Raw genomic sequence first — 18,922 nt, 5'->3', positions numbered from 1 at the left:
ACCGGGGCGGGAGGCGGCGTGGCTCCCGGGGGCGGCGCGAAGCCCTGGGCGGCGGGCTGCGGCGCGGGAACGGGCGCCGGGGCGGGGGAGGCCGGGGCGCCGAAGGCGGGCGGTGCGGTGGCCTGGGCCGGCGGGGCGAAGGACGGTGCGGCGCCTGGTTGCGGCTGCTGCCCGGCGGGCTGCTCGTCGGCGACCTCACCGCCGAAGTTCTTCAGCAGTGCCTCGAGGCCGCCGTCGAAGCCCTGTCCCACGGCGGCGAACCGCCAGACGTCCTTCAGGTAGAAGTCGCCCAGCATCACGGCACGTTCGGTGGAGAACTCCGCCCCGCTGAACGAGTACCGGGCCACCTCCTCGCCACCCGCGACGATACGAAGATATCCGGGGGCGATCTGCGACATCTGCCCCGCGCCGTCGAGGGTCGCCGTGAACGACAGCTTCTGGATCTGCGTCGGGATCCGGTCGAGGGTCACCCGGAAGGACTCCGAGTCGCCCGACTGGGCGCCGAGGATCTGGATGGACTCCTCCGGGCTCTTCGGCTGATTGAAGAAGACGAAGTACCGATCGTCCGAGAGCCGTTCGTCGGCGTCCAGACCGAAGCAGCTGATGTCGAAGGTCAGTCCGGGGCCGGTGATCTGCACACCTACATACAGATCGGTGCCCGCGGTGAGGTCACTGATCTTGGCCTTGTGGCCGCGTTGGAATTCCCTGGCCATGCGTAACGACCGTCCCCCATCCCGAATACGAGTGCGTCGCGTCAGGCTAACGGCAAACTCTCGGAGTGGACGAAGCCGGTACAGACCCGGTACACAATCGCCTCTCGCGGCGCGTGCGGACCCTCTACTCGTCGCGCGCCGCGGGCAGATGGGGCAGCCGGTCGGCGGCGACCACCCCTTCGAGGTAGCCACGCGCACGCTCGGTACGCGGATACGCCTCAAGGAGCCGCCAGAAACGCGGCCCATGTCCCGGTACGAGCAGATGGGCGAGTTCGTGGACGAGGACGTAGTCGACGACGTACTCGGGCATGCCCTGCAACCGGTGCGATAGACGGATACTGCCCTCGGACGGGGTGCATGAGCCCCAGCGCGTGTTCTGATTGGTCACCCAGCGCACCGACGTCGGCCGGGCACGACCGCCGAAGTACTGGCCCGACAAGCGCTCCGCGCGCTCGGCCAGCTCGGCGTCACCGAGCACCCGCTTGTTCTCCTGGGCGGCCAGCTTGTCGAGCATGACGGTCACCCAGCGCTGCTCCTCCGCCTCGGACATCCGAGCGGGGATGAGCACGACGGTGCGATCGCCCTCGCGGTACGCGGAGACCGTTCTGCGCCGGCGCGCGCTCCTGCGGACCTCGATCGCGCTCGCCCCCGAGCCGCTCGGCGGCGGGCTCGTCGTGCTGCGCTGTGGTTTTCCGGCGCGGTGCAGTGGGTCGGCGGGCACGCCCCGACGTTACCCGCTGCACATGCGGGAAGTCCCGCCCCTGAGACGGTTCGATGCCGATCCGCACTCCGTGCGCTTGATTTGTATGACGAACGGTGCAGGCTGTGGACAACTTTCGGCACCGTTCGGCCGAGACGGGCATGCTTGCATTCGACGGCGGCGCACGACCCGCACCGCCGACACACGGGGACGCTCTAGCTACGGGGGTAGGCCATGCATCCGATCGTGAAGCCCGCGCTGCGGCGCGGCTGGCGGGATCTCAAGACCGTGCAGTTCGGGATGACACCCGCGCACGCGATAGTGCTGGGCCCGATGGACACGGCGACCGGCGGTTTCCTCGACCTGCTCGACGGGACACGGGGGCTGCCGCTCCTGCGCGACGAGGGACGCAGGATGGGGCTGCCGGACGGCCAGGTGGACGGCCTGGTGGAGCGGCTGACCCGGTCCGGCCTGCTGGAGGACTCGACCGGCGGCGGCCCGGCCGCGGTCGCCCTGCGCAAGAAGAGGGACGTCCTGGACCGGCTGCGCCCCGACCTCGCGTCCCTCTCCCTCGTCTCCTGCGAACCGGGCGGCGCCATCCAACGACTGGCCGCCCGCCGCTCACTGCGCGTGCAGGTCCGGGGCGCCGGCCGAGTCGGAGTGGTGCTGGCCTCGCTGCTCGCGGGCGCGGGTGTGGGCGAGGTCGAGGTGCGCGACGTCGGCTGCGTCGAGCCGTGGGATGTGGCACCGGGTGGGCTGCCCGCCGACTCCATCGGCGAGCGCCGGGAGGACGCCGCACGCCGGGCGGTACGCCGAGCGGCACCGGACCGGCCGCCTCGGACATCCTCCAAGAAGACGGAGAAGGGGAAGGAGCAGGCGGCGGGCGGACTGTCGCTGGTGATCCTCACTCCCCGAGACGGCCTAGCCGTCCACGCTCCCGATCCAGCCGCGGCCGAGACCCTGATCGCCTCAGGAATGCCTCATCTGTACGCAGGTGTCGTCGAGGGCACCGGCGTGGTGGGCCCCCTGGTCCTGCCCGGCGACACGGGCTGCGCGGGCTGCCTGGACCAGGGGCGCGTCGACCGGGATCCGACCTGGCCACGCCTGGTCGCGCAGTGGCGCTCGGGGCAGCCGCGCGGGGTGCCGGCGTGCGACCTTGCGCTGGCCGCAGCCGTCGCCGGGCTGGCCGCGGGCCACGCTCTCGCCTTCCTGGACGGGACGTCGCCCTCCCGTGCGGGGGTGCGCTGGGAGGCATCGGTCCCGGGTTTCGACTGGCACGCGAAACCGGTCTGGCCGCATCCGGCATGCCCCTGCGGAGCGGCGGAGAAAGCTAAGGGGGAGCGCGCCTCGGAGGACGGCGGGCCGCACGAGACAATGGCAGAGCAACAGTCGTACGCGGCACGGCTGTCTGGGACTTGGAGGGCGCATGTCTGATCTTCCCCGGAAGGCGGTCACCCGTACCGCCAAACTCGCCGCGCTACCCCTCGGCTTCGCCGGGCGGGCGACCTGGGGACTGGGCAAACGGATCGGCGGGAAATCGGCGGAGCTGGTGGGCCGGGAGCTGCAGCAGCGCACGGCGGAGCAGCTGTTCAAGGTGCTCGGCGAGCTCAAGGGCGGCGCGATGAAGTTCGGGCAGGCACTGTCCGTCTTCGAGTCGGCGCTGCCGGAGGAGGTCGCGGGGCCCTATCGCGCGGCGCTGACGAAACTCCAGGAAGCCGCGCCGCCCATGCCGACGCGCACCGTCCACTCCGTGCTGGAGCAGCGGCTCGGCGAGGACTGGTCCGAGCTGTTCCAGAAATTCGAGGACAAGCCATCCGCGGCGGCCTCGATCGGCCAGGTGCACCGGGCGGTGTGGCACGACGGGCGCGAGGTCGCCGTCAAGGTGCAATACCCCGGAGCCGGCGAGGCCCTGCTGTCCGATCTGACCCAGCTCAGCCGATTCGCCCGACTCCTCGGCCCCCTGATCCCCGGCATGGACATCAAGCCGCTCATCGCGGAACTGCGCGACCGTGTCTCCGAGGAGCTCGACTACGAGCTGGAGGCCCAGGCCCAGACAGCTCACGCGGAAGAGTTCGCCGGCGATCCGGACGTCCTCGTACCGGCGGTGATCCACCAGTGCGACCAGATCCTGGTGACCGAGTGGATCGACGGGATACCGATGTCGGAAGTGATCGCCGCCGGCACCCCGGAACAGCGAGACCGTGCCGGCCAGCTGCTGGCCCGTTTTCTCTTCTCGGGCCCGGCCCGCACCGGCCTGCTGCACGCCGATCCGCATCCGGGCAACTTCCGCCTCCTCCCGGACGAGAAGAACGGCTGGCGCCTGGGCGTCCTGGACTTCGGCACGGTCGACCGTCTCCCCGGCGGCCTGCCTCTGCCGATCGGCGAATCCCTCCGCATGACCATCGACGGCCAGGCCGAGGCGGTCTACGAGCTGCTCTGCGAGGAGGGCTTCGTCAAGGAGTCCATAGAGCTCGAACCCGACGCGGTCCTGGACTACCTCCTGCCGATCATCGAACCGGCTCAGGCGGACGAGTTCACCTTCACCCGAGGCTGGATGCGCAGCCAGGCCGCCCGAGTGGCCGACCCCCGCTCCCCCGCCTATCAACTGGGCAAGCGACTCAATCTGCCGCCGTCGTATCTCCTGATCCACCGCGTGACACTCAGCACCATCGGTGTCCTGTGCCAGTTGGGCGCGACGGTGCGCCTGCGCGATGAACTGGAGGAGTGGCTGCCGGGGTTCGTGTCTGAGGAGCTACCGGTCGCAGAAGCGTAGGTTGGGGCCGCCTACCACCAGGCCGAGTCCAGCCGGCCCTCGATCGCCCTGAGGTTGGACCGGGCGCAGTTGTCGCAGAAGTAGTGGCGGGCGCCGTTCTCGACAGAACAGGTCCACGTCAGCGGGGGACCGTCGGCCCGGGTACCGCAGCGGGCGCACACGATGTGCTGGGCTTCGTCCGCGTCGGGCCGCGGTGCGGAGCCGTTGCTGTCACTGTCCCCGGGAAGACTCGTCACTCGGCGACGATATCCCCGTAATCGGCGGTTCGCCCGGCACAACGCACCGCGGGGGCCGGTCCGTTCGGACCGGCCCCCGCGAGGATTTACTGCCTGGAACTGCTGTGGCTGCTGCGACTGCCCTGGCCGCTGGGGTGCGACTGCTGTCGACTACTGCATGACCGCCATGGCCAGCGCGCGCCGGGCTCGCATCGAGGCGCGCTCGGCCCGACGCTGCATCCGGCGGGCGGTCGCCAGGCGCACGGCCCGGCGTTCCCGCTCGGCCTCCTGCAGTCGCTCGTCCATATGCGCACGAGCCAGGGCTTCTGGGATGAGTTGCATCTCTCGGGTCCTGTTCTGACGCGAGTCGTTCGCGCCGGTGGTGGTGAAGTCTGGGATCGCGGAGCCTGCGGGCTCGCTGGTGGACGGCTTCATCGGGGCCTGCTTCTTGGGGTCGTGCGTCAGGGGGCGGTCGATCGTTCCTCGGATGTTCATGCCGCAACCGGGTTCTTGCGCGGGCGGCCACGCGGCCGCTTGCGGGCCACGACAACACCCTGGACGAAGAGCTCGCCACCCCAGACGCCCCAGGGCTCACGCCGCTCCTTGGCACCGGCGAGGCAGGCCTCGATCAGCGGGCAGGTGCGGCAGAGGGACTTGGCGTACTCGACATCGGCCGGCGACTCGGCGAAGAAGACCTCCGGGTCGTTGGAGCGGCAGGGGACGGGTACGCCGAGGTTCTCGATGGCGTCGTCGAGCGCGGTGAGCGCAGTGAGCGGGATCAAGGTGGAGTCCTCCGTGAGGCCGGGCGGGGGGATCGTTTCGGAAGGCGGTACGGACGGGGCGTGCGCTTCGAGTTGCACGGTTCGTCTTCCTCGTCTGGTCGTGCCGGCCGGTTGGCCGGTTGGCGGCTGGTACCGGGTTCTTTTCTTGTCCCGAGGCCCCTTCGCTCTGTCGCCCCCGGTCGGGGACAAACAGAAGGGCCGCGGATCCCGGGTGGGGTTCCGCGGCCCTGAAGGCGCCGGCCTGATCGAGAATCAGGCTGGATCACTCCAGGGTTCAGGCCCACGGAAGGCCCACATCTTGTGGTGCTGCGTCGTCTGCTTCAGGGATCCGGCACCGGCTGCCGCAAAGGCATAGGCCTGCGCCTCTGCCACTACTGCTGCTTCCAGTGCCTTGATCGGTCGCTCATTGCGCTCACGGATGGGAAGACCCGCGAGAGCCAGGGAGGACGCCGGACGGACGGCAGGAATGCCGGACACACCGGTGCCCAGGTTCGAGACGCCGAGCAGGCACGTGGAGACGACCGAGCGATCGGTCACTTTGAGAGTGCTGATGGAGCTGGTGTTGATGCTGATCACTGGAGTCGCCTCCTCTCGGCGTCTAAGGGGACCGGGGTGAGCCAGTCCGACGGCTATTAAGTACAGCACGGAACCAGGGCCTCGGAGAAGGCCGCCGTTCCCGTGCTAAGAACCTATGGGGATTGCTGGGGCATGCGCAAACTATTTTTTCGACGAGTTTGTATCAGCCACCCTCATCGCCTCCTGCAAGCTCCTGACCTGCGCAGATGGCCAGAACATCGGCTCCGAAGCGGTTGAGCTTGCGCACTCCGACCCCAGGGATCCGCGCGAGCTCGCCCTCGTCGTCGGGCGCGCTCTCGGCGATTGCCATCAGCGTCTTGTCGGTGAAGACGCAGAACGCGGGCTGTCCGCTGCGCTGCGCCTGCACCGCGCGCCACTCGCGCAACCGCTCGTAGAGCCCCTCGTCCATGTCGGAGGGGCAGCCCTCGCAGCGCATCAGCTTCATCTCACCGGCGTCCGTCAGGGTGCGGCCGCACACGCGGCAGCGCGCCGGGGTCCGGCTTCTGCGCCGTACGGCGGTACCGCCACTGCTTCCGACGCCGCGCTCGATGCCTCCCGGGCCGCCGCCGCTGCCGCGGCCCGAGGTGGCGACGGAGCCGGGGCGCAGGCCGTCGAGGAATCGGCTGGGGCGGCGGTTCGGCCGGCCGCCGGGCGAGCGGGACAGTGCCCAGGAGACGAGGAGGTGCTCTCTGGCGCGGGTGACGCCGACATAAAGGAGGCGGCGTTCCTCCTCGATCTGCTCGTCGGTCTTTGCGTAGGTGATCGGCATCATGCCCTCGGCGACACCGACCAGGAAGACGACGTCCCACTCGAGTCCCTTGGACGAGTGCAGGGAGGCGAGGGTGACGCCCTGCACGGTCGGGGCGTGCTGGGCGCTCGCGCGTTCGTCGAGCTCGGCCACCAGGTCACCGAGCGTCGCGCCGGGCTTGGCGGCGGCGAAATCCTGGGCGAGGTGCACGAGGGCTGCCAGCGACTCCCAGCGCTCTCTGACCGCACCCGAGCCGGCGGGAGGCTGACTGGTCCAACCCTCGCCCGACAGCACGGCGCGAACCTGTGAGGGCAGATCGACGGCGTCGTCGAGCAGCGAGTCGTTGCCGCCGAAGCGGGCCGCGGCGCGCAGGGCGGCGCCTGCCCTGCGCACTTCGGGGCGGTCGAAGAACCGCTCGGCGCCGCGCAGCTGGTAGGGCACTCCGGCGTCGGCGAGGGCCTGCTCGTAGATCTCGGACTGGGAGTTCGTACGGAACAGGATCGCGATCTCGCCCGCGGGGACGCCGGAGGCGATGAGGTCACGGATGCGACGGGCGGCGCCCTCGGCCTCGGCCGGCTCGTCGGTGTACTCGGCGTAGACGGGCTCGGGCCCCGGGGCGCGTTGCGAGATCAGCTCGAGGCGGTGCTCGGCGGCCCGGCCGCGGGCCTGGGCGAGCAGGCCGTTGGCGAGGTGAACGACCTGGGGCGAGGAACGGTAGTCCCGCACGAGCTTGACGACGGTGGCTCCGGGGTGGCGGCCCCGGAAGTCGAGAAGGTGGTCGGGAGTTGCGCCCGTGAACGAATAAATCGTCTGGCTGGCGTCGCCGACCACGCACAGGCTGTCGCGCTCGCCGAGCCACAGTTCGAGGAGTCTTTGCTGGAGCGGGCTGACGTCCTGGTACTCGTCGACCACGAAGTGCTGGTACTGGGAACGGACCTGTTCGGCGATGTCGTGCCGGTCCTGGAGGATGGCGACCGTCAGCAGCAGGACGTCCTCGAAGTCGATGACCGCTCGGTCACGCTTGAGGTCTTCGTAGGCGCTGTACAGCTGGGCGATCTCGGCCGGGTCGCGGGGGGCCTCGCGGCCGGCCTTGGCTGCTGCTGCCGCGTAGTCGGCGGGGATGGTCTGGGTGACCTTGGACCACTCGATCTCCGCGGTGACGTCCCGCAGCTCCCCCCGGTCGAGGCGGATGCGGCAGGCGGCCGCCGCGTCGGCGACGAGCTGGATCTTGCGGTCGATGAGCCGTGGCAGGCCGCCACCCACTGCTTTCGGCCAGAAGTACTGCAGCTGACGCAGCGCGGCGGAGTGGAAGGTCCGCGCCTGGACGCCTCCTGCACCGAGCTGGCGCAGTCGGCCGCGCATCTCGCCCGCGGCGCGGTTGGTGAAGGTGACGGCGAGCACGCTGGACGGCTGCAGGATCCCGGCGCGCACACCGTAGGCGATGCGGTGGGTGATCGCCCGTGTCTTGCCCGTGCCGGCGCCCGCCAGCACGCACACCGGCCCGTGCAGAGCGGTGGCGACCTCGCGCTGCTCGGGGTCGAGCCCGTCGAGCACCGCGTCGGCCGTGTCCGGAACCTGCGGGAAGAGGGTGGAGTGCGTTGCTGCTGTCACCCCGCCATGCTGCCAGGTCACCGGAGACGGATGAGCCGGTTGTCCACAGGGAGACCTCTGCAGTCGTACTAATGCGGCAGGCGTCACGTGCCGCCTGGGCGGCTCCGGGTACCGCCGTGGGGCGGCTTCGGATACCGCCGCGGGGCGGCTCCGGGTACCGCCGCGCCGGTACGGCCGCCTCGGCTGCCTCCGGCGGGAATGGCGGGCACACCACGTACGTTCCTCTACGCAGCGACCACGCACCCCGACGCCGTGAAGGAGCGCATTCGACATGCAGGGCACTGTGACGATGTACAGCACCACGTGGTGTGGCTACTGCCGTCGGCTGAAGAGCCAGATGGACCGCGAGGGCATCACGTACAACGAGATCAACATCGAGCAGGACCCGCAGTCCGCGGCGTTCGTGGAGAAGGCGAACGGCGGAAACCAGACGGTTCCCACCGTTCTCTTCGCGGACGGTTCGACGCTCACGAACCCTTCGCTCGCACAGGTCAAGCAGAAGATCAGCGTCTGAGCGGAGTCAGCCGACTGCCCGCGTGGGCAGGGGCTTGCCGTACCAGAGCTCGATGAGGCGGGCCGCGATCGAGATTCCGTAGGGAGGCAGCACCTCCCCGGACTCGAACGCGGCCCGCAGGTCTTCCCGGGAGAACCAGCGGGCCTCGTGGATTTCCTCGCCGTCGACGTTGATCTCGGAGGAGGTGGCGCGGGCCATGAAACCGAGCATGAGGCTGGAAGGGAAGGGCCAGGGCTGGCTGGCGACGTACTCGACCTCGCCGACCGTGACGCCCGCCTCTTCGAAGACCTCGCGGCGCACGGACTGCTCGATGGACTCGCCGGGCTCGACGAAACCGGCGAGTGTGGAGAAACGGCCTTCGGGCCAGTGCACCTGGCGGCCGAGCAGGATGCGGTCCTCGTCGTCCGTCACCGCCATGATCACGGCCGGGTCGGTGCGCGGGTAGTGCTCTGCGCCGCAGGCGGGGCAGCGGCGGATGTGGCCGGCGGCCGCGATGACGGTGCGTTCGCCGCAGCGCGAGCAGAAGCGGTGCAGTCGCTGCCAGTTCTCCAGGGCGACGGCGTGCACCATCAGGCCCGCGGCGCGGGGGGACAGCAGAAGGCCTGCCTCGCGCAGGCCCGCCGCGCGGGCGGATTGGTCGATGCGGCCCGGGAGCGCGTCCTTCTGGAGTGCGAAGTAGCTCACACCGTCGTCGTCCGTGCCCAGGAAGTAGCGGTGCGCCTCGGTGAGCGGGGCCTCGAAGGAGGGGGTCATCACGAGTTCGGTGGTGCCGTCCGCCGTCTCGTCGATGAGCACCTGACCGCCGGAGACCACGAAGACGCGAGTCGTGGGGTGGCTCCAGGCCGCCGCGAGCCAGGCCTCGTCGAGCCGGTGGTGGGCGGCCCGGTCGATGCCGCTCGGGGCGGTGAGCGAGATGGGACGGTCGGCGGTGCGGTCGGTCCAGGTGGTCACGGGTGCTTCCAACTCCCCCGGTGGAACGGTTGTTTCGGCGGGCGGTTCAGCAGGACGGGTGTGCGGGGCGCTCTTCAGGACGCGAACGGGCCTCTTCAGTGTGCCTCGCGCCAGCTCTCAGCCAGATCGCCCCACAGGTAGGCGGTGGTTTCGACGCCCTTCATGAGGAGATCGAGTTCGACCTTCTCGTTGGGGGCGTGCCAGCCGTCGGAGGGGACGGAGATGCCCAGGAAGAGCACGGGCGCGCCGAGGACTTCCTGAAGGTCTGCGGCAGGTCCCGAGCCGCCCTCGCGGGTGTAGCGGATCGGCTGCTCGAAGGCGCGGCCCATGGCGCGGGCCACGGACCGCAGCGCCGGGTGGTCCAGGGGCGTGAGGCACGGGCGCGTGGCCGCGCCGAACGTGATCTCGTACCGGATGCCCGCGGGCACCTGCTCGGCGGCCCAGGCACGTACGGCCTTCTCGATGTGGTCCGGGTCCTGTCCGGCGACGAGTCGGAAGGAGAGCTTCACCATGGCCGAGGACGGGATGATCGTCTTGCTGCCGGGACCCTGGTAGCCCCCGCCGATGCCGTTGACCTCGGCGGTCGGGCGGGCCCAGATGCGCTCCAGGGTGGTGTGTCCGGCCTCTCCATGGGTGGCCGTCGACTTGGCCGTACGCAGCCAGCGCTCCTCGTCGAAGGGCAGCTCGGCGAAGAGCTCGCGCTCTTGGTCGGTGAGTTCGGTGATGCCTTCGTAGAAGCCGGGGACGGCCACGCGCGCGTGCTCGTCGTGCAGGGCCGCGACGAGTCGGGCGGCGGCAGTGGCCGGGTTGGGCACGGCGCCGCCGAAGGAGCCGGAGTGGATGTCCTGGTCGGGGCCGTACAGCTCGATCTCGCACTCGGCGAGGCCGCGCATCCCGGTGCACACCGTGGGGGTGTCCTCGGACCACATGCCGGTGTCGGAGACGATCACCACGTCGGCGGCGAGCCGCTGGGCGTTCGCCTCGACAAGGTCGCGGAAGTGCGGCGAGCCGGATTCCTCCTCGCCCTCGATCAGGAGCTTGAGGTGGACGGCCGGAGCGGTGCGCCCGGTGGCGGCGAGGTGGGCGCGGACGCCGAGTGTGTGAAAGAACACCTGGCCCTTGTCGTCGGCGGCCCCGCGCGCGTGGAGGCGGTTTCCGCGAATCACCGGCTCGAAGGGCTCGGTGTCCCAGCCGTCCTCGCGGGCGGCGGGCTGCACGTCGTGGTGCCCGTAGACGAGGACCGTGGGCGCCTCGGGATTGGCGGAGGGCCACTCGGCGAAGACGGCCGGGGCGCCGGCGCTCGGCCAGATCTCCGCCGTCGGAAAGCCCGTCTGGTGCAGCTTGCCGGCAAGCCAGTTGGCGCTGCGCGCCACGTCCGGGGCGTGGTCGGGCTGGGCCGACACGGAGGGGATGCGCAGCCATTCCGCGAGGTCGTCGAGGAAGGTGGCGCGGTGGGTCCGGATGTACGCGCGGACGGTGCTGACGGCGCTGTCAACGGGCTTGCTCATGCTCACGAGCCTATCCGCCCACGGAGACGTGTTCGTCCGGCGGTTCCCCGGAGGCCTCATCCTGTGGGCCCGCCGGGTCCCCCATGAGCAGGCGCTCCAGCGCCGCACGGTCCGCGAGGCCGTCCGGCCGGACGATCTCGCCGCTGCGCACGTACAGGAAGGCGGCCTTGACGGACTCCGGGGGCACGCCCTGTTGCTCGGCCCAGGCGAGGCGGTAGAGCGCGAGCTGGAGGGGATCGGCGGTGCGCGTGCGGTTGGTCTTCCAGTCGACGATCTCGTACGTCGTCTCGTCGCCGTCGCGTTCCCGGTAGACGGCGTCGATACGGCCGCGTACGACGCGTCCCGCGATCGCGAGCTGGAAGGGCGCCTCGACGCGGTAGGGCGTGCGGTGTGCGTACGGAGTGCGTTCGAACGCTTCCTTGAGGGCCTCCAGGTCGCGCTCGTCTGCGATCTCTGCCTCGCTGCCGGGCAACTCCTCCGGCTCCAGCATGGGCAGCCGCAGCTCTTCGAAGCGGGACTCCACCCAGGCGTGGAAGCGCGTACCCCGGCGCGCGGCGGGCTGCGGGGGGTGCGGCATGGGGCGGGCCAGCTCCTGTGCGAAGCCGTCCGGGTCGGCGGCAAGGCGCAGCAGCTGCGAGGCGGTGAGTGACGACGGCAGGGGTACGTCGGTGACACCGGCGCGGGCGCGCAGCAGCTCTCCGGTCAGCGCGTCCAGGTCGCGGTCCCAGGAGGCCAGGGTGCGGGCTTCTTCGGGGGTGAGGGCGGCTTCGGCGGGGTGCCGGCGGGCGTGCGGAATCGGAAGGTCGGCGCCGGCCCGTTCGGCGAGTGGCACGCGCGCGTGGGAGGCCTGCGGGGAGCCGGCCGGGCGGTCCGTGGTCCACGCGTCCCAGTCGGAGGCGTTGTCGTCCTCCTCCTCGTGGGGCAGTTCGTCGTCGTCTTCCGGAGGTGGCGGCCAGTCCGGGTCGTCGTACGAGGACGGGTCGGGACGGCTTGCGGCGGCGACCCCGGCGTGGGACTCCTCGTGCGAAGCCACCCGCTCCAGGTGGGCCAGTACCGTCTCCGCGGCCGCGCGGCGGCGGGCGAGGGCCGCGTCGTCGAGCGGGAGCGGCCACGCGTGGTCGGCGGCCGCCTCTCGCAGGGCCGGGTTCTCCTCGTCCTCCGCGGGCTCGTCGGCCCAGACCTCGATCTCTCCGTGTCCGGCCGCGCAGTGCTCGTACAAGGCGTGCAGAAAGTCCGAGGGGCCGCGGGGCCGCTTCTGGGAGGGCCCCCACCAATGGCCGGAGCCGAGCAGGAGCGAACAGGGGCGGGTAAAGGTGACATAGCCCAGGCGCAGTTCCTCGGTGTGCTGGTGGTCCTTCATGGCTTCGTGGAAGGCCTTGATGCCCCTGGCGTCCCAGGCGGCGATGTCGGGCAGCGTTTCGGCGTCTCCGCGCAGCTCGTGGGGCAGGACCTTGCCCTGGGCCGTCCATTTCTCGCGGCCCTGACTGCTGGGGAACGTGCCGGTGACGAGGCCGGGAACCGCGACGACGTCCCACTCCAGGCCCTTGGACTTGTGCGCGGTCAGCACCTTGACGGTGTTCTCGCCGCCGGGCAGTGCGTTGTCGAGGCCCTTCTCGTACTGCGCGGCGGTGCGCAGGAAGCCGAGGAAGGCCAGCAGGGTCGCCTCGCCGTCTCCCGAGGCGAAGGACGCGGCGATGTCCAGGAAGTTCGACAGAGTCTCGCGGCGGCGTGCGGCCAGTGCGTGCGGGGACGCGGAGAGCTCCACCTCCAGGCCCGTGACGGCGAGTACCCGGTGCAGTACGTCCATCAGCGGGTCGGCGAGCGAGCGGCGCAGATCGCGCAGCTCGGCCGCGAGCCGCGCGAACCGCACACGCGCGTCCGGCGAGAAGGGCAGCCCGTCGTCATCCCCTTCGGCCTCGATGGGCATCTCCAGGAATGTGTCGAGCGCGTCCGCGAGCGATATCACTTCGGACGGATCGACGCCTTCGACGGCCGCGGCGAGCCGGCGGTCCGCGTCGTCGTCGGCCCCCACACGCGCGTGGGACACGAGAAAACGGGCGCGCCGCCCCAGGAGGGCCAGGTCGCGCGGGCCGATCCGCCAGCGCGGGCCGGTGAGCAGGCGGACGAGGGAGGCGTTCGCGCCGGGGTCCTGGAGGACCTCGCAGACGGCGACGAGGTCGGCGACCTCGGGCAGATGCAGCAGCCCGGAGAGGCCCACCACCTCGACGGGGATGTCGCGGGCGACGAGCGCGCCCTGGATCTTGGCGAAGTCGGTCGCCGTACGGCACAGCACCGCGATCTCGCCGGGCGCCTTTCCCGTGCGTACGAGATGGGCGATCGAGTCGGCGAGCCAGTCGATCTCCTCGGCGTGGGTACGCAGCAGCGCGCAGCGGACCAGGCCGTCGCGCTCGGCTCCGGGGGCGGGGCGGAGGGCCTGTACGCCCGCGTGCATGGCGCGCAGGGGTTCCGCGAGGCCATTGGCGAGGTCGAGGAGGCGGCCTCCGCTGCGGCGGTTCTCGCCGAGGGCCTGGCGGGTCGCGGGGCGGCCGTCGGGCTGAGCGAAGTGCTCGGGGAAGTCGTCGAGGTTGGCGACGGAGGCGCCGCGCCAGCCGTAGATCGCCTGGCAGGGGTCGCCGACGGCGGTCACGGGGTGCCCTGTGCCGCCGCCGAACAGTCCGGCGAGCAGGACGCGTTGGGCCACCGATGTGTCCTGGTACTCGTCGAGCAGGACCACGCGGAACTCGTCGCGCAGGATCTCGCCGACCTCGGGGCGGGTGCGGGCGAGGGTGGCCGAGAGGGCGATCTGGTCGCCGAAGTCGAGGAGGTCGCGCTCGCGCTTGGCCGCGCGGTAACGACCTACCAGCTCGGCGAGTTCCCGCCGGGCGGCGGCCGCCTCGGGGACCTTGCGCAGGTCGGCGTTGGTGAGTTTGGCGCCCTCCAGGGAACGCAGCAGCTCGGCGTCGTACGCGCGCAGGTCCTCGGGGCGTACGAGGTGTTCGGCGAGCTCGGAGTCGAGGGTGAGGAGGTCGCCGACGAGGTCCGGGAAGGAGCGGGTCAGCGCGGGGTACGGCCCTGGGGCCTCGCGCAGCACGCGCGCGGCGAGCTGGTAGCGGGTCGCGTCGGCGAGCAGACGGGACGTCGGTTCGAGCCCGATGCGCAGGCCGTGGTCGGTCAGCAGGCGGCCCGCGAAGGCGTGGTACGTGGAGATGACCGGCTCGCCCGGCGGGTTGTCCGGGTCGATCACGTCCGGGTCGGTGACGCCGGCCTTGATCAGCGCCTTGCGGACACGCTCGGCGAGTTCGCCCGCCGCTTTGTTGGTGAACGTCAGGCCGAGGACCTGCTCGGGGGCGACCTGGCCGGTGCCGACCAGCCACACCACGCGTGCCGCCATCACCGTGGTCTTGCCCGAACCGGCTCCGGCCACGATCACCTGCGGGGCGGGCGGCGCGGTGACGCAGTCCGTCTGCTCCGGGGTGAACGGGATGCCGAGGAGCTCCTTGAGCTGCTCGGGATCGGTGATACGAGCGGGCACGTCAGAGAGGCTAGCTGCGCCCACTGACAGCGGGGGCCACATCGGCGGCCGGGGCGGAAGAACCGCTGGTCAGCACGTGGGGTGCCCTACATCACTCGAGTACGTGGCGCCCCTCCGGCCGAGCGCTGCACGATGCCCGGAACGCGCAGTGTGTGCAGTGTTGTCCCGTGCTCGGTGAGAACCGTTCGTCGAGCACCTTGCCCGCGGCGGTGGCCAGCAGGTCGCCGACCCACTCGCCTTCCAGGGGCCCCTGGGCCTGCACCTTGGGCAGGGTCTCGCCGCCGTTCTTCTTGGCGGCGCCCTGGCGCAGCTGGACGAGTTCCGCGCCGCCCGGCTCGGGACGCACGCCGTCGAAGACGTCGTCGACGGCGCCCTCGCGGACGGCGAGCTGATAGACCGCGAGCTGTGGGTGGTGTGTCACCTCGGCCGCGCTCGGCGCCTGTTTGCCGGTCTTGAAGTCGACCACGTAGGCGCGGCCTTCCGTGTCCGCCTCGACGCGGTCCATGGAGCCGCGGATGCGTACTTCGTAGGAGCCCGCTTCGAGGGTCACGTCGAAGTCGTGCTCGCTGGCCACCGGCGTACGGCCGGTGCGGGCCCCACTCGAATCGACATGCCACCTAAGGAAGCGTTCGAGCGCCACGCGCGCGTGCTCCTTCTCCTGCGCGGACTTCCAGGGAGCGTCGAAGGCGAGGGCGTTCCACACCGAGTCGAGGCGCTCCATGAGGACGGCGAGGTCGGCCGGGGTGTGTCCGGAGGCGACCTCGTCGGCGAGGACGTGCACCACGTTGCCGAAGCCCTGGGCGGCGGTCGCGGGCGCGTCGGCCTTCACCTCACGGCCCAGGAACCATTGCAGGGCGCAGGTGTTGGCGAGCTGGTCGAGGGCGCTTCCGGAGAGCACGACGGGCTGGTCGCGGTTGCGCAGCGGGACCTTGCTCTCGGTCGGCTCGTACATGCCCCACCAGCGGTAGGGGTGGGCGGAGGGGACCAGTGGGCGGCCGTCCTCGTCGGCGAGCGCGGCCAGGCGAGCCAGGCGGCCGGCCGCGGCCTGCCTGAGGGTGTCCGAGACACGCGGGTCGACGGTCGTGGCGCGCAGCTCGGCCACCAGTGCGGCAACGGACAGGGAGCGGCGCGGGCGGCCGGTCACGTCCTTGGGTTCGACTCCGAGTTCGGTGAGGAAGCGGGAGGGCTGGTCGCCGTCGTCGGCCGGCGCCTTCACGGCGGTGACGACGAGGCGGTCGCGCGCGCGCGTGGCGGCCACGTAGAACAAACGGCGCTCTTCGGAGAGCAGTGCTCCGGGCGTGAGGGGTTCGGCGAGCCCGTCGCGTCCGATGCGGTCCGCCTCCAGCAGGGAGCCGCGGCGCCTCAGGTCGGGCCACAGGCCCTCCTGGACGCCGGCGACGACGACGAGACGCCACTGAAGCCCCTTGGAGCGATGCGCGGTCATCAGGCGCACGGCGTCGGGGCGCAGGGCCCTGCGGGTGAGCGTGTCGGCGGCGATGTCCTCGGCGTCGACCTCCTCCAGGAAGTTGAGGGTGCCACGGCCCCCGGTGCGCTCCTCGGCGCGGGCCGCGGTCGCGAAGAGCGCGCACACGGCGTCCAGGTCCCGGTCGGCATTGCGACCGGCCGCGCCCCCTCGCCGGGCGGCCCGTTCCAGGCGCTGCGGCCACGGTGTGCCCTCCCAGAGGTCCCAGAGCGCCTCCTCGGCCGTCCCGCCGCCCGCGAGGCGCTCTCGGGCCTTGCGCAGCAGCGCTCCGAGACGCTGGGCGCCTCGGGCGTACGCCGGATCGTGCGCGACGAGCCGCTCCGGCTCGGCCAGCGCCCGAGCGAGCAGGTCGTCGGACGGCGGCGGTACGAGGTTGCCGGCGGCGCGCTCCTCCTCGCGCAGCGCCCGGCCCAGGCGCCGCAGATCGGCGGCATCCATGCTCGCGAGGGGCGAGGCCAGGAGGGTGAGCGCGGTCTCGGTGTCGAGCCAGGGCGCGCGTGCTGTGGCCGCTTCGGACTCGGCGCCCTCTTCGGGCAGGCGGGCGCCGGTGTCTCCACCCTCGTCGGGCTCCTCGGTCCCCGTGTCTTCGCCCTCCGCGCGTACGGCCGCTCCGCTGCCCGTTTCCTCGATCAGCTCCGCCCGCGCCACTGCCCGCAACGCCGTCAGCAGGGGTGCGACCGCCGGCTCGTGCCGCAGCGGCAGATCGTCGCCGTCGATGTCGAGTGGCACGCCCGCCGAGGTGAGGGCCCGTCGGATCGTCGGAATCGTGCGGGAGCCCGCGCGCACCAGGACGGCCATCTCGCCCCAGGGAACGCCGTCCTCCAGATGGGCGCGGCGCAGGATGTCCGCGATGTTGTCGAGCTCCGTGCCGGGTGTCGGATACGTGTAGACCTCGACGCGACCTCCGTCCCCTACCGGGGACAGCTCGCGGTGGGCGCGCACCTTCTCCGTCGGCAGCCGGGTCAGCGGCATGCGCTGGGTGAGCAGGCGTGTGGCGGCCAGCAGGGCGGCGCCCGAGCGGCGGGACGTCCTGAGGACTTCGACCGGCGCCGGGCGGCCGTCCACGCGCGGGAAGGCGTCGGGGAACTCCAGGATGCCGTTCACATCGGCGCCCCGGAAGGCGTAGATCGACTGGTCGGGATCGCCGAAGGCGACCAGGGTGCGTCCACCGCCCGCGAGGGCGTGCAACAGCCGTACCTGCGCGGGGTCGGTGTCCTGGTACTCGTCCACGTAGACCGCGTCGTACTGCGCGGCGAGACGTTCGGCGACCTCGGTGCGCCGGGTGAGGAGCACCGCGCGGTGGACCAGTTCCGCGTAGTCGAGCACTCCTTGCAGGTCGAGAACGTCGAGGTAATCGGCGAGGAAGGCCGCCGCCGCACCCCAGTCGGGGCGGCCGATGCGCCGGGCGAAGGCGTCCAGGGCACCGGGACTCAGACCCAGTTCACGGCTGCGGGCGAGGACCGCGCGAACCTCGTCGGCGAATCCGCGCGTCGTCAGGCAGGCGCGCAGTTCGTCGGGCCAGCGCACATGCGCGAGGCCGAGCCGCTCCAGATCGGGCTGGCCCGCGAGCAGCTCGCGCACGGCCACGTCCTGTTCCGGACCCGACAGCAGCCGCAGGGGCTCCACGAACAGGTCGCTGTCCTGGTGGGCGCGGACCAGGGCGTAGCAGAAGGAGTGGAAGGTGGTGGCCCGAGGGGCGCGGGCGGCTCCTATGCGCAGCGCCATGCGGTCGCGCAGCTCGATGGCCGCCTTCCTGCTGAACGTGAGCACCAGGATCCGCTCCGGGTCGCCGCCCCGGGCGATCCGGGCGGCCACGGACTCGACGAGCGTGGTCGTCTTGCCGGTACCCGGACCTGCGAGAACGAGCAGCGGACCGCTCCCGTGGTCAACCACCGCGCGCTGCCCCGCGTCCAGACGAGGGGGATCCACCCGGGCCGGCGGGGTACGCACCAGTCGGTACGCGCCGCGGGTCCCCTGGCGCACCTGGGGGTGCGACAGGCGCCTGGTGGAAGAAGAGGAGCTCACGTGGTTCGCCGGTCCTGGTGGTTGTGCTGGTTGCCGAACTGCCCCGCTTGCAGGGCGGTGGCCGCGGGGTGAGGGGGATACGCGCCGAAGACGCTACGCCGGTGAGCGTCGTGGAAGCAGGGCTTCCCCTTCTTCCCTCAGGTCACGTGCGTTCCTCGCTTCACGAACGTACGGCATGTCACGGATGTGCCTCGTTTCCCCCGTACGGGCCACAGGTTCCCCTTCCGCCCGTCCGATGCCGGAAGCTGTCAGGTGTGATCCTCCGCTGCCGGAAGCTGTCAGGTGTGGACCTGCGCGCGTTCGCCGCCGTCCCATCGAGCCTCTCTCATGTCGACGCGCGGCAGATGCCCCTCGGAAGCTCTGCTCGGGTCCCTCAGAGGCGTGCCCTCCGCGCGGTAGTGGGCCAGCGCCGCCAGCTCGTGGCCCGGGAGCAGCACCCCGTCGGCACGTATGACCCGCCACCACGGCACCGCACCTCCGTAGAGGGCCATCACGCGGCCCACCTGACGCGGCCCGCCCTCCTCCAGCCATTCGGCGATGTCGCCGTACGTCATGACGTGCCCGGGCGGGATCAGCTCCGCGACCTCAAGGACCCGCTCCGCGTACTCCGGCAGGGCATCCACCGGAAGGCTCTCCTCGCTCATCCGCCCCATCCTGCCCCACCCCACCGACAATGGGATGTGACGGCGGCTGTGGGTACCCCTCGCCCCGAAGCGGCGCTTCGGGCAGACTGTGCGCCCCCGCATTTGCACCCTGATGCCCCCGTGTGTCGGTGGGGCATGCCACCATCG

At 71.4% G+C, this 18,922-nt stretch carries 15 protein-coding genes; 3 read left to right on the top strand and 12 right to left on the bottom strand.

Annotated elements, in window-relative coordinates; all coding sequences use genetic code 11:
- A partial coding sequence (locus AB0D27_RS10515) for a TerD family protein (protein WP_362505051.1) occupies nt 1-713 on the bottom strand: 713 nt, incomplete at its 3' end.
- 124 nt (nt 714-837) lie between these two features.
- The gene (locus tag AB0D27_RS10510) at nt 838-1,434 is read right to left on the bottom strand and encodes a M48 family metallopeptidase (protein ID WP_362505048.1); all 597 of its coding nucleotides are present in this window, start codon (nt 1,432-1,434) and stop codon (nt 838-840) included.
- Between the two features lie 213 nt (nt 1,435-1,647).
- Between AB0D27_RS10510 and AB0D27_RS10505 the strand changes: the two genes are divergently transcribed.
- A complete protein-coding gene (locus tag AB0D27_RS10505) occupies nt 1,648-2,847 on the top strand; it encodes a TOMM precursor leader peptide-binding protein (protein ID WP_362505045.1) in 1,200 nt (399 codons plus the stop codon).
- Nucleotides 2,840-4,186 carry an AarF/ABC1/UbiB kinase family protein gene (locus AB0D27_RS10500; protein WP_362505042.1) on the top strand — a complete coding sequence of 449 codons (1,347 nt, stop codon included), beginning with the start codon at nt 2,840-2,842 and terminating at the stop codon, nt 4,184-4,186. The genes AB0D27_RS10505 and AB0D27_RS10500 overlap by 8 nt, the downstream gene beginning before the upstream one ends.
- Nucleotides 4,187-4,197: 11 nt before the next feature.
- Here the strand turns inward: AB0D27_RS10500 and AB0D27_RS10495 are convergent, their stop codons facing one another.
- The 5 genes from AB0D27_RS10495 to AB0D27_RS10475 all read right to left on the bottom strand — a co-directional run bounded on the left by AB0D27_RS10495 (nt 4,198) and on the right by AB0D27_RS10475 (nt 8,118).
- The gene (locus tag AB0D27_RS10495) at nt 4,198-4,422 is read right to left on the bottom strand and encodes a hypothetical protein (RefSeq protein ID WP_362505039.1); all 225 of its coding nucleotides are present in this window, start codon (nt 4,420-4,422) and stop codon (nt 4,198-4,200) included.
- Nucleotides 4,423-4,572: 150 nt separating this feature from the next.
- A complete protein-coding gene (locus tag AB0D27_RS10490) occupies nt 4,573-4,896 on the bottom strand; it encodes a hypothetical protein (protein WP_362505036.1) in 324 nt (107 codons plus the stop codon).
- Nucleotides 4,893-5,261, bottom strand: a complete 369-nt coding sequence (locus tag AB0D27_RS10485) for a WhiB family transcriptional regulator (protein ID WP_033320002.1) — start codon at nt 5,259-5,261, stop codon at nt 4,893-4,895. The genes AB0D27_RS10490 and AB0D27_RS10485 overlap by 4 nt, the downstream gene beginning before the upstream one ends.
- A gap of 174 nt (nt 5,262-5,435) precedes the next feature.
- Complete coding sequence (locus AB0D27_RS10480) at nt 5,436-5,759, bottom strand: hypothetical protein (RefSeq protein WP_362505033.1); 324 nt, start codon at nt 5,757-5,759, stop codon at nt 5,436-5,438.
- A gap of 163 nt (nt 5,760-5,922) precedes the next feature.
- Nucleotides 5,923-8,118 carry an ATP-dependent DNA helicase UvrD2 gene (locus AB0D27_RS10475; protein ID WP_362505030.1) on the bottom strand — a complete coding sequence of 732 codons (2,196 nt, stop codon included), beginning with the start codon at nt 8,116-8,118 and terminating at the stop codon, nt 5,923-5,925.
- A gap of 271 nt (nt 8,119-8,389) precedes the next feature.
- On the opposite strand from AB0D27_RS10475, the gene AB0D27_RS10470 reads away from it, so the two are divergent.
- A complete protein-coding gene (locus tag AB0D27_RS10470; RefSeq protein ID WP_362505027.1) occupies nt 8,390-8,632 on the top strand; it encodes a mycoredoxin in 243 nt (80 codons plus the stop codon).
- A gap of 6 nt (nt 8,633-8,638) precedes the next feature.
- On the opposite strand, the gene nudC is transcribed toward AB0D27_RS10470, so the two are convergent.
- The 5 genes from nudC to AB0D27_RS10445 all read right to left on the bottom strand — a co-directional run bounded on the left by nudC (nt 8,639) and on the right by AB0D27_RS10445 (nt 18,775).
- Nucleotides 8,639-9,583, bottom strand: coding sequence for an NAD(+) diphosphatase (gene nudC, locus AB0D27_RS10465; RefSeq protein WP_362505024.1), 945 nt, complete (start codon nt 9,581-9,583; stop codon nt 8,639-8,641).
- A 95-nt stretch (nt 9,584-9,678) separates the two neighbouring features.
- The gene (locus tag AB0D27_RS10460; RefSeq protein WP_362505021.1) at nt 9,679-11,091 is read right to left on the bottom strand and encodes a dipeptidase; all 1,413 of its coding nucleotides are present in this window, start codon (nt 11,089-11,091) and stop codon (nt 9,679-9,681) included.
- 10 nt (nt 11,092-11,101) lie between these two features.
- The gene (locus AB0D27_RS10455) at nt 11,102-14,623 is read right to left on the bottom strand and encodes a UvrD-helicase domain-containing protein (RefSeq protein WP_362505018.1); all 3,522 of its coding nucleotides are present in this window, start codon (nt 14,621-14,623) and stop codon (nt 11,102-11,104) included.
- 91 nt (nt 14,624-14,714) lie between these two features.
- Nucleotides 14,715-18,131 carry an ATP-dependent DNA helicase gene (locus AB0D27_RS10450; protein WP_362505015.1) on the bottom strand — a complete coding sequence of 1,139 codons (3,417 nt, stop codon included), beginning with the start codon at nt 18,129-18,131 and terminating at the stop codon, nt 14,715-14,717.
- 278 nt (nt 18,132-18,409) lie between these two features.
- Entirely contained in the window at nt 18,410-18,775 is a 366-nt protein-coding gene (locus tag AB0D27_RS10445) for an MGMT family protein (protein WP_362505012.1), read from the bottom strand.
- Nucleotides 18,776-18,922 lie beyond the last annotated feature (147 nt).

The organism is Streptomyces sp. NPDC048415 (assembly GCF_040651675.1).
GTDB lineage: Bacteria > Actinomycetota > Actinomycetes > Streptomycetales > Streptomycetaceae > Streptomyces.
Note: the sequence above shows the minus strand (reverse complement) of the source record. Positions and strands in the feature narration are given on the sequence as shown.

What these genes read in the sequence shown, in the direction of transcription:
- AB0D27_RS10470 (WP_362505027.1), top strand. Translation starts at nt 8,390, where the DNA reads ATGCAGGGCACTGTGACGATGTACAGCACCACGTGGTGTGGCTACTGC.
- AB0D27_RS10460 (WP_362505021.1), bottom strand. Translation starts at nt 11,091, where the DNA reads ATGAGCAAGCCCGTTGACAGCGCCGTCAGCACCGTCCGCGCGTACATC.
- AB0D27_RS10445 (WP_362505012.1), bottom strand. Translation starts at nt 18,775, where the DNA reads ATGAGCGAGGAGAGCCTTCCGGTGGATGCCCTGCCGGAGTACGCGGAG.
- AB0D27_RS10505 (WP_362505045.1), top strand. Translation starts at nt 1,648, where the DNA reads ATGCATCCGATCGTGAAGCCCGCGCTGCGGCGCGGCTGGCGGGATCTC.
- AB0D27_RS10490 (WP_362505036.1), bottom strand. Translation starts at nt 4,896, where the DNA reads ATGAACATCCGAGGAACGATCGACCGCCCCCTGACGCACGACCCCAAG.
- AB0D27_RS10500 (WP_362505042.1), top strand. Translation starts at nt 2,840, where the DNA reads ATGTCTGATCTTCCCCGGAAGGCGGTCACCCGTACCGCCAAACTCGCC.